Origin of the sequence: Phenylobacterium aquaticum (assembly GCF_947378715.1) — a bacterium.
In the GTDB taxonomy this organism is placed as follows: Bacteria; Pseudomonadota; Alphaproteobacteria; order Caulobacterales; family Caulobacteraceae; genus Phenylobacterium; species Phenylobacterium aquaticum_A.
In genome coordinates, this window is record NZ_CANCLE010000160.1 from 1 (window position 1) to 8,802 (window position 8,802).

The following is an 8,802-nucleotide window of genomic DNA, read 5'->3' on the forward strand; positions in this document are numbered from 1 at the left end:
GATCCAGCCATGGGGCCAGCGAGCGCCGACCCGGCCCCCGCCGCCGACCTGGTCGGCCGCCAGGCCTGGCTGCTGGAGCAGGCCATCGACCGGATGAGCGCGCTTCGCCGCTTCGCCGCCGACGCCCTGACCGCCCTGCCCGACGCCACCCTGGTGCTCGACGCCCACGATCGGGTGGAGATGGCCAACGCCGCCGCCCGCCAGGCCGCGCCCGGCCAGGCCGCCGGCCGGATCCTGCGGTTCGCCGATGTCAGCGCGCTCGAGTCCGCCCACCGCCAGCGCGAACAGGCGCTGCAACTGCTCACCCACGACATGCGCTCGCCCCAGAGCTCGATCCTGGCCCTGCTGGACAATCCGCGCCAGGCCGGCGGGCCGGAGGCGCTGTCGGCCCGGATCGCCGGCTATGCGCGCCGCACCCTGGCCCTGGCCGACGGCTTCGTGCAGCTGGCCCGGGCGGAGTCCTCGGCCTTGCGCCCGGTCCAATTCGACCTGGCCGACCTGCTGGTCCAGGCCGTCGACGACCTCTGGCCCCAGTGGCGGGCCAAGGGGCTGAACGTCGAGACCAAGGCCCCGGAGAGCGTCATCGTCCTGGGCGACGAGGCCCTGACCGCCCGGGCGATCGGCAATCTGCTGGGCAATGCGGTGAAGTTCAGCCCCGAGGGCGGGCGGATCACCTGCGTCCTGGCCCGGGGCCGTGGGGCGCGGGCGGCCTATTGGGTGCTGAAGATCGCCGATGAGGGGCCGGGCCTCAGCGCCCAGGACAAGGCCTCGCTGTTCGAGCCTTTCAAGCGGTTCGGGGACGGCAAGACCGAAGGGGTGGGCCTGGGCCTCAGCTTTGTGCGGGTGGTGGCCCAGCGCCAGGGCGGCTTCGTCGACTGCGACAGCGCGCCCGGCCGAGGCGCGATCTTCGCCTTCGGCGTCAGGGCGTGATCAGGCCGGCCCGGGCCAGGGCCGCGTCGACCAGGGCCGATAGCGGCTGGCGGTCCCCGGCATGGCCGTCGGCGGCGGTCGCATCGGCCAGCTTCTTGCCGGTCCTGGCGTCCAGCACGGTCAGGGAGACGGTGCGCACCGGCTTGTCGCCGGTCCAGAACCGCCAGCCGGACTTGCGCGGGGCCTCGACCCAGGCCGGCGGGGCGCCGGTGGGCGTGGAGCCCATCACCCCGATCTTGCCGACCCGCGCCGACTGCGCGGCCACGACATAATAGTCCGGGCCCTGGCCGGCCTTGGGCGCGCGCGACGCCAGGCGGGCGCCGACCAGGTCGCCCACCGGCGACGGGCCCGGCGCGCCCGGCAGCAGAGCGACCCCGCCCGGGGCGAGTTTCAGCGTCTCCGGCGACAGGCTAGTCAGGATCCGGGGACCGGCGCAGGCGCTCAGGGCGGCGGCCAGCACGACCACGCCGCCCAGGCGAACGAGAGATTGGCTGGGGGTCATGGCGGCTCCTGAAGGCGCGGGGATCTCAGCCGACCCTCACCCTAGAGCATTTCCCGAAAAGTGTGACGCACTATTCGGAACAAGAAATGCTCTAACTTTTTGACTTGGAGCCTTCGAACACAAGCCCAGGCTTGGCCGATCAGCGCAGGCAGGCGCCCAGGAGCAAGCCGCAGGACGCCGCCGTGCAGGACAGACCCGCCCAGAGGCAGAGCCAGCCGAGGTTGGGCTGAGGGATCGCGCGGGCCAGGGCCATCAGCACATCTCCCCACGGGCGTCGATGAAGGCCATGGCCGCCGGGGCCAGCGACCAGCGGTGCGAGCCCTCGCCAAACCGCAGGTGGAAGAGGGACGGGTGCTCGCCGTCGACATGGCGATGGGCGTCGAACGCCCGGAACACCTCGTCGCGCAGGGCCGGGCTGGCGGCGCGGGCGGCGCGATGCCGTCCCTGGGCGATGCGATCGACCACCACCTCACGGTGAGCCTCGCCGCTCAACGCCATCAGGGCCTCGACGATCTCGGCCACCAGGGGGTGGGGATCGGGGGTCCGGCTCAAGCGCGCGTCGCGGCTCGTCGCCAGCTCGACCAGGTTTTCCGACATGTCGCTCTCCAGGACCGGCAGGGGTTGAGGTTAAGGGCGTCTTAACCGCCTGCGGCCTGGCTCGCGCGCGGAATTCCTATGGTTTTACTATTGTTTACATTCCAAGCTAACAGCCCCCATGGTCCAGGTTCCGACCTCGCTTTCCCGTCCCCAGCCGCTGAAGTGGCTGGCCTTTGTCCGGCGCCAGATCCGGTCCAGCGAGCTGTGGCTGATCGCCGTGGCGATCCTGGTGGGGGCGACGGCCGGGGCCTTGGCCACCTTCCAGGCCAAGATCGCCCACGGCCTGCAGATCTTCCTGTTCGCCTTTGATCCCGAGCAGCGGCTGAGCGCCCAGGCAGCGATCGTCCCCTGGCGGGTGCTGGCCATTCCGGCCGGCGGCCTGGTGCTGGGGCTCGGGACCTGGCTCTGGCAGCGCTACAGCCCGGGCGGCGCCGTCGACCCGGTGGAGGCCAACGCCCTGCACGGGGGGCGGATGTCGGGCCGCGACAGCGCCTTCATCTGCGCCCAGACCCTGCTGTCCAACGGCGCCGGGGCCTCGGTGGGGCTGGAGGCCGCCTACGCCCAGGCCGGCGGCGCGGCGGGCTCGCTGATCGGCCGGGCCCTGGCCCTGCGCCGCGCCGACCTGCGCACCCTGGTGGGAGCCGGGGCCGGGGCGGCCATAGCCGCAGCCTTTGGCGCGCCGCTGACCGGGGCCTTCTACGCCTTCGAGATCGTCATCGGGGCCTATACGGTCGCCAATATCGCCCCGGTGGCCGCAGCCGCCCTGGCCGCCGTGCTGGTGGCCAAGAGCCTGGGGGCGCCGACCTATCTGCTCGGGACCTCGGTCACCGCCGTCCAGACCTGGCCGGTCTATGGCCTCTACGCCCTGCTGGGCCTGGTCACCGCCGGGGTGGGGGTGATGATGATGCGGCTGGTGGCCCTGGCCGACCAATGGACGGTGAAGATGCCGATCCCGCCGGTGTTCCGTCCGGCGGTCGGCGGGCTGCTGCTGGCCGGCATCGCCCTGATGACCCCCCAGACCCTCTCGGCCGGGCACGGGGCGCTGGCCCTGGACCTTGAGGCCGACCTCGGGCTGAAGCTGCTGCTGACGCTTGCGGCCATGAAGGCGGCGGCGTCGATCCTGTCGCTAAGCTTCGGCTTCCGGGGCGGGCTGTTCTTCGCCGCCCTGTTCCTGGGCACCCTGGTCGGCCAGGCCTTCGCCCACCTGGCGGCCTATGCCACCTTCCTGCCGGTGCTCGACCCCACTGTGGCGGCCCTGGTCGGCATGGGCGCCCTGGGCGTGGCCATCGTCGGCGGGCCGCTCACCATGTCCTTCCTGGTGCTGGAGACCACCGGCGACTTCACCGTCACCGCCGCCACCCTGGTCGCCTCGCTGATCGCCAGCGCCGTGGTGCGGGAGACCTTTGGCTATTCCTTCTCCACCTGGCGGCTGCACCTGCGCGGCGAAACGATCCGCTCGGCCCACGATGTCGGCTGGATCCGCACCCTCACCGCCGGGCGGATGATGCGCACTGGCGCGCCCTCCATCGCCGCCGACGCCGACCTGGCCGAGTTCCGTCGTCGCTTTCCCCTGGGCGGGACCAAGCGGGTGGTGCTGACCGACGCCGCCGGACGCTATGCCGGCCTGGTCCAGACCGCGGCGGCCTATGCCGAGGACGCGGCCGGCCACAGCCTGACGACGCTGGCCATCAATCGCGACGCCGTGCTCAGCCCCGAGCTGAGCATCAAGGAGATCATGACCGCCTTCGACCAGACCCAGAGCGACGAGCTGGTGGTGGTCGATGACCAGGGCCAGGTACTGGGCGTGCTGTCGGAGGCCTACGCCACGCGGCGCTATGCCGATGAACTGGAAAAGGCCCGCCGGGATCTGACCGGCGAGACCTGACCTACCAGCCTATTGCGAGTTCGCGGCGCCGACCTTCTGCATGTCCTGCAGCGCCTGCTTCGAGGCCTCGGCGATGGCCGCGGCCTGCTCGGGCGTGCGGCAGATCCGCACCGGCAGGCGCGAGCCGAGGTCGGTCGTCGTCGTGCAGACCTTCTTGGGTTGGGGCGCAGGCGCGGCGGCGGGCGGCGGGGCGGTCGTGCCACCGGCGGCGGGAACGGCTTCGGCGCTCAGCATGAGGCCGGCGGAAAGCAACAGGGGGAGGATCATGGAACTCGCCAACTTGGAGTAGAGATTGCCATCAACCTTGCACGCGAGGACGCCGGGGCCAAGAGCCTTGGCTGACGCAGGGACAGGGCGGGCGGGGCCCCGGCCGTCTAGTTCCGGCGTTGCTTGCGGGCGGCGTAGCGGGCGTCGCGGGCCGCCTTCTGGGCGGCGCGCAGGGCCAGCTCGCGGGCCTCCTCCGTGATCGCCTCCTCCTCGCGGCGGATGGCGTCGGCGGCCTCTGCGGCGGCGCGGCGGATCTCACGCGCCTTGCGGCGCTCCTCGCGCAGGATCTCCAGCTCGAGCTCCTTCTCCGCCTTGCGCTGTTCGATCAGCGGGTCGGTGACCGCAGGCTTGGGCTTGAACTTCTCGAGCAGGGCCTTCTTCGCCGCGGCCGAGGCCGCCTGACGATCGTTGAAGCTGTGGTTCTTCGGATGAATCATGTCGCGGGCGATTAATGTCTTTGCGCCCGCTTGCGAAGCCCCCTGAGCATCTTTTTCTGCGCTTTACGGCACGATTTCACTCAAGATGGGGCCGATTTCACCCTGCAGGGCCAGGTCAGCGACCCGGTCCAGCTCGGTCGGCTCGCGATTGAGGATCGCCAGGGTTGCGCCGGACCGCTTGGCCAGCAGGGGAAATCCCGCCGCCGGGAACACCGTCAGGGACGAGCCCAGCACCAGGAACAGGTCGCAGGCCAAGGTCTCGTCTTCCGCCGCCCGCATGGGTCCGGCCGGCATGGACTGGCCGAAGGAGATCACCGCCGTCTTCACCAGCCCGCCGCACCACCGGCAAGTCGGGATCTCGTCGCGCTCCAGGAAGGGCGCCCGCAGATCCTCCAGCTCGTGGCGGCTTCCGCAGTCCAGGCAGGTCGCGTAGCTGGCGTTGCCGTGCAGCTCGATCACCCGCTCGGCCGGCACGCCGGAATCCTGGTGCAGATTGTCGACATTCTGGGTGATGACGCTGGAGAGCCGCCCCTGGGCCGCCAGCCGGGCCAGGGCGAAGTGACCGGCATTGGGCGCCCGGCCCGTCCAGCCGGCCTTGCCGGAGAAGGCCCGGCTCCAGGCCTCATGGCGCTTGTCGGGGTCGGCGGTGAACTCCTGGAAGGTGATCGGCTTCATCCGGCTCCACACCCCGCCCGGCGAGCGGAAGTCTGGAATGCCGGACTCCGTAGAGATCCCCGCCCCGGTGAAGGCGACGATGCGGCGGGCGTCTGAGATCAGGCGGGCGAGCTGGGCGCGGTCGGACATGTCCCCATCCTGCCGCGCTGCGCCACCGGGCGCCAGCCGGCGGAGAAAACCCTGCCCTGTTAACGGCTTACAAAAGATAGCGCGTCAGTATGTCCTCGGCCCGTCGCCCTCCCTGGCGTCGCGGGCCCTGTCCTTATGAAGAAGGTCCGAGTCCATGGGGGATTCCCGTATTCCGTCGCCCGGCGCCGAGCTGATCTCGGTGCGCATCGCCGACCAGGCCTACGCCATCGACATCATGGCGGTGCGCGAGATCCGCGGCTGGACCACCACCACGCCCCTGCCCCACGCCCCGCCCCATGTGCTGGGCATGATGAACCTGCGCGGCGCAATCCTGCCGGTCATCGACCTGGGCGCCCGCCTGGGCCTCGGCCCCGCCACCCCTGGCCCCGCCTCCGTGGTGGTCGTGGCCCAGATCGGCGACGCCCAGATGGGCCTGGTGGTCGACGCAGTCTCCGACATCCTGCTGGTCACCGAGGGCCTGATCCAGCCGGCGCCCGATGTCGGCAGCGCCGACTCCACCGCCTTCGTGGCCGGGGTCATGACCATCGACACCAACATCGTCAGCCTGCTGGCGCTGGATAATGTCCTGCCCCCCAACATGCCGGCCATGGCCGCCTGACGCCGAGCCCTGCGTTGTTTTTCCGCTGCGGGCGGTCAAAAATTCCGCTGACCCGCTGAAAAAATAGGCGCCCCTTCGGGCCGGCCTCTGGCAATAGACCCCCTCCCGGCGCGTCGCGTCCGCCGGACATCACGGGGGAAGACGACGCCATGACCGCCAACTCGGGCGACACCGCCTGGATTCTCAGCGCCACGGCGCTGGTCCTGTTCATGACCCTGCCGGGCCTGGCCCTGTTCTATGCCGGGCTGGTGCGGGCCAAGAACGTGCTTTCGGTCATGACCCATTGCGTGGCCATCGCCTGCCTGGCCTCGGTGCTGTGGCTGCTGGGCGGCTACAGCCTGGCCTTCTCCGGGACGGGGCCGCTGATCGGCGACCTGGCCAAGGCGGGCCTGGTTCATGTCCCCCGTGACGCCCGGGTCGGCGGCCTGCCGGAAAGCGTGTTCTTCGGCTTCCAGATGACCTTCGCCATCATCACCCCGGCCCTGATGGTCGGGGCCTTCGTGGAGCGCATCAAGTTCTCGGCCGTCCTGGCCTTTTCCGGCCTGTGGCTGCTCCTGATCTATGCCCCGGTCTGCCACTGGGTATGGGGCGGCGGCTGGCTCGGCCGGCTGCATGTCATGGACTATGCCGGCGGCCTGGTGGTGCACGCGACCGCCGGGGTCTCGGCCCTGGTCATCGCCTGGGCGGTGGGCCCGCGCGACGGCTATCCCCATGTCTCGCCGCCGCACAATCCGGGCATGACCATGATCGGCGCCGGCATGCTGTGGGTCGGCTGGTACGGCTTCAACGCCGGCAGCGCGCTCGCCGCCAATGGCGACGCCGGCTCGGCCCTGATCGCCACCCATCTGTCGGCGGCGACCGCCGGCCTCACCTGGGCCCTGATCGAATATCGCCGCTTCGGCCGCGCCAGCATGGTCGGCCTGGTCACCGGCGTGGTGGCGGGCCTGGCCACTGTCACCCCGGCCTCGGGCTTCGTCGGCCCCCTGGGCGGCGTGCTGCTGGGCGCCGCCGGCAGCCTGATCTGCTACCAGGCGGTCGAGCTGGTGAAGCACAAGGTCCGCATCGACGACAGCCTCGACGTCTTCGCCGTCCATGGGATCGGCGGCATATTGGGAACCCTGCTGGTGGCGGTGCTGGCCGCCCGCCCGGCCGGCGGGGCCGGCTATGCGCCGGGCATGGACATGGTCCGGCAGCTGGGCGTCCAGGCCATCGGCGTCGCCGCCGTCTGCGCCTGGTCGGCGGGCGCCAGCCTCATCCTGGTCCTGGTCCTCAAGCGCGCCATCGGCCTGCGCGCCCGCGAGGACGCCATCGAGGAAGGCCTCGACATGGCCGCCCACGGCGAGCGCGCCTACAATCCCTGACGCGGTAAGGGATTTTATCCACGAACCACACGAACCACACGAACCACACGAACAGCAAAAGGGGCGGTCACGCCCCGATACCGCCGTCAGAGGTTGGTTAGATCGGTCTGGGTCGGCGCCGACCCGTGCGTGTGGTTCGTGGGGTTCGTGGACAACTCTTTTCTGCGCCTGCGGCGCCCCGAACCCTGTTCAGTTCGCCGGCGGCGCGCCCAGCTTGGCGGCGAGGGCCTCGGGCTCCAGCCCCTCGATCTCGATCAGCTTCACCCGGGCGGTCTCGCCGGAGAGGATGCGCAGGGCCGATTTCGGCCGGCCCACGGCCTTGGCCAGCAGGGCGATGACCGCGGCGTTGGCCGCGCCATCGGCGGCCGCGGCGCTGACCCTCAGCTTCAGCAGCGGCCGGCCGGCGGGGTCGAGGCTCCAGCCGTCCACGGCGTCGCGGCCGCCCTTGGGCGTCACCCGCACCGCCAGGCGCACGGCGATGTCAGCCTAGGACGGCGATGAGGGGTCCGAAAATCAGCGGCAGCAGATAGCGGCGCGCGCCCTCGATGATCAGCAGCACGATGATCGGGCTGATATCGACGCCGCCCAGCGCGGGAATGATCCGCCGGAAGGGCCGCAGGATCGGCTGGGTCACCGCGTCCAGGAAGCGCCAGATGTTGCCCACCATGGGATTGCGCAGATTGATCACGTCGAAGGCCACCAGCCACGACAGGATCGCGCTGACCACGATCGCCAGGGACAGGAGCCCGAACAGATTGTCGACGATGAAGTAGATGAATTTGCCCATGGCCTGGGTTTAGCGGGGCGCGGCGCCCCCTGGCAAGCGCCCGGCCGGCCCCTGCGGCGGCAAGACGCCTTTCTTGTGCTTGACAGGGCGGGTCTGAAAACGCTTATTCCGCGCCTCCTGGGGCCGTAGCTCAGATGGTAGAGCGCCTCGTTCGCAATGAGGAGGTCAGGGGTTCGATTCCCCTCGGCTCCACCAGGAACCTTTCCGCCGAGAAGATGCAGAAAAATCAGCCGCCTGGCTGAGGCCGACCGGTCGTGCGCCGTCGTAGCCCACGGGCTCTTGACTCTCCTCCATGATTCCACGATCGTCGAATTATGGAATCACAAGACGCCATCGAAGGCCTGTCCGCCCTGGCCCATCCAGGTCGCCTGGCGGTGTTTCGCCTGTTGGTCCAGGCGGGCGCGGCGGGCGTGCCGGCCGGCGAGATCGCGCGGGCGCTCGGCGCGCCGGCCAACACCATGTCCACCCAGCTGGCCATCCTCACCCGCGCCGGCCTGATCCGGTCGCGGCGGGAGAGCCGCTCGGTGATCTATTCCGCCGACTACGACCAGATCGGCGGGCTCATCGGCTTCCTGATGCAAGACTGCTGTCAGGGCCGGCCGGAGGTCTGCGG

12 protein-coding genes and 1 tRNA gene are annotated in these 8,802 nt (G+C 70.6%); 6 read left to right on the top strand and 7 right to left on the bottom strand.

What is annotated here, in order from left to right; genetic code table 11:
* The coding region (locus tag Q7P21_RS17015) for a sensor histidine kinase KdpD (RefSeq protein WP_304178043.1) at window positions 1-930 on the top strand (930 nt) is incomplete at its 5' end.
* Here Q7P21_RS17015 and Q7P21_RS17020 read toward each other — a convergent pair.
* Both Q7P21_RS17020 and Q7P21_RS17025 read right to left on the bottom strand, forming a co-directional pair.
* Window positions 920-1,432, bottom strand: a complete 513-nt coding sequence (locus Q7P21_RS17020) for a hypothetical protein (RefSeq protein ID WP_304163906.1) — start codon at window positions 1,430-1,432, stop codon at window positions 920-922. The two genes, Q7P21_RS17015 and Q7P21_RS17020, sit on opposite strands and share 11 nt — an antisense overlap.
* A gap of 252 nt (window positions 1,433-1,684) precedes the next feature.
* Complete coding sequence (locus Q7P21_RS17025; protein ID WP_304178044.1) at window positions 1,685-2,029, bottom strand: hypothetical protein; 345 nt, start codon at window positions 2,027-2,029, stop codon at window positions 1,685-1,687.
* A 118-nt stretch (window positions 2,030-2,147) separates the two neighbouring features.
* Here Q7P21_RS17025 and Q7P21_RS17030 point away from each other — a divergent pair, with 118 nt between their 5' ends.
* Entirely contained in the window at window positions 2,148-3,914 is a 1,767-nt protein-coding gene (locus Q7P21_RS17030) for a chloride channel protein (RefSeq protein ID WP_304178045.1), read from the top strand.
* A gap of 9 nt (window positions 3,915-3,923) precedes the next feature.
* Here the strand turns inward: Q7P21_RS17030 and Q7P21_RS17035 are convergent, their stop codons facing one another.
* The 3 genes from Q7P21_RS17035 to Q7P21_RS17045 all read right to left on the bottom strand — a co-directional run bounded on the left by Q7P21_RS17035 (window position 3,924) and on the right by Q7P21_RS17045 (window position 5,422).
* Window positions 3,924-4,181, bottom strand: a complete 258-nt coding sequence (locus Q7P21_RS17035) for a hypothetical protein (RefSeq protein WP_304163911.1) — start codon at window positions 4,179-4,181, stop codon at window positions 3,924-3,926.
* A gap of 107 nt (window positions 4,182-4,288) precedes the next feature.
* A complete protein-coding gene (locus Q7P21_RS17040; protein WP_304163914.1) occupies window positions 4,289-4,618 on the bottom strand; it encodes a DUF6481 family protein in 330 nt (109 codons plus the stop codon).
* Between the two features lie 63 nt (window positions 4,619-4,681).
* The gene (locus Q7P21_RS17045) at window positions 4,682-5,422 is read right to left on the bottom strand and encodes a Sir2 family NAD-dependent protein deacetylase (RefSeq protein WP_304163915.1); all 741 of its coding nucleotides are present in this window, start codon (window positions 5,420-5,422) and stop codon (window positions 4,682-4,684) included.
* Between the two features lie 154 nt (window positions 5,423-5,576).
* Between Q7P21_RS17045 and Q7P21_RS17050 the strand changes: the two genes are divergently transcribed.
* Window positions 5,577-6,041, top strand: coding sequence for a chemotaxis protein CheW (locus tag Q7P21_RS17050; protein ID WP_304163916.1), 465 nt, complete (start codon window positions 5,577-5,579; stop codon window positions 6,039-6,041).
* A gap of 149 nt (window positions 6,042-6,190) precedes the next feature.
* Entirely contained in the window at window positions 6,191-7,402 is a 1,212-nt protein-coding gene (locus Q7P21_RS17055) for an ammonium transporter (RefSeq protein ID WP_304178046.1), read from the top strand.
* 189 nt (window positions 7,403-7,591) lie between these two features.
* Here Q7P21_RS17055 and Q7P21_RS17060 read toward each other — a convergent pair whose 3' ends face one another.
* Together Q7P21_RS17060 and Q7P21_RS17065 are read right to left on the bottom strand one after the other, a co-directional pair.
* Window positions 7,592-7,876 carry a DUF167 family protein gene (locus tag Q7P21_RS17060; protein WP_304178047.1) on the bottom strand — a complete coding sequence of 95 codons (285 nt, stop codon included), beginning with the start codon at window positions 7,874-7,876 and terminating at the stop codon, window positions 7,592-7,594.
* A 7-nt stretch (window positions 7,877-7,883) separates the two neighbouring features.
* Complete coding sequence (locus Q7P21_RS17065; protein ID WP_304178049.1) at window positions 7,884-8,189, bottom strand: YggT family protein; 306 nt, start codon at window positions 8,187-8,189, stop codon at window positions 7,884-7,886.
* Window positions 8,190-8,308: 119 nt separating this feature from the next.
* Between Q7P21_RS17065 and Q7P21_RS17070 the strand changes: the two genes are divergently transcribed.
* Both Q7P21_RS17070 and Q7P21_RS17075 read left to right on the top strand, forming a co-directional pair.
* Window positions 8,309-8,384, top strand: a tRNA-Ala gene (locus Q7P21_RS17070).
* Between the two features lie 119 nt (window positions 8,385-8,503).
* The coding region (locus tag Q7P21_RS17075) for a helix-turn-helix transcriptional regulator (RefSeq protein WP_304178051.1) at window positions 8,504-8,802 on the top strand (299 nt) is incomplete at its 3' end.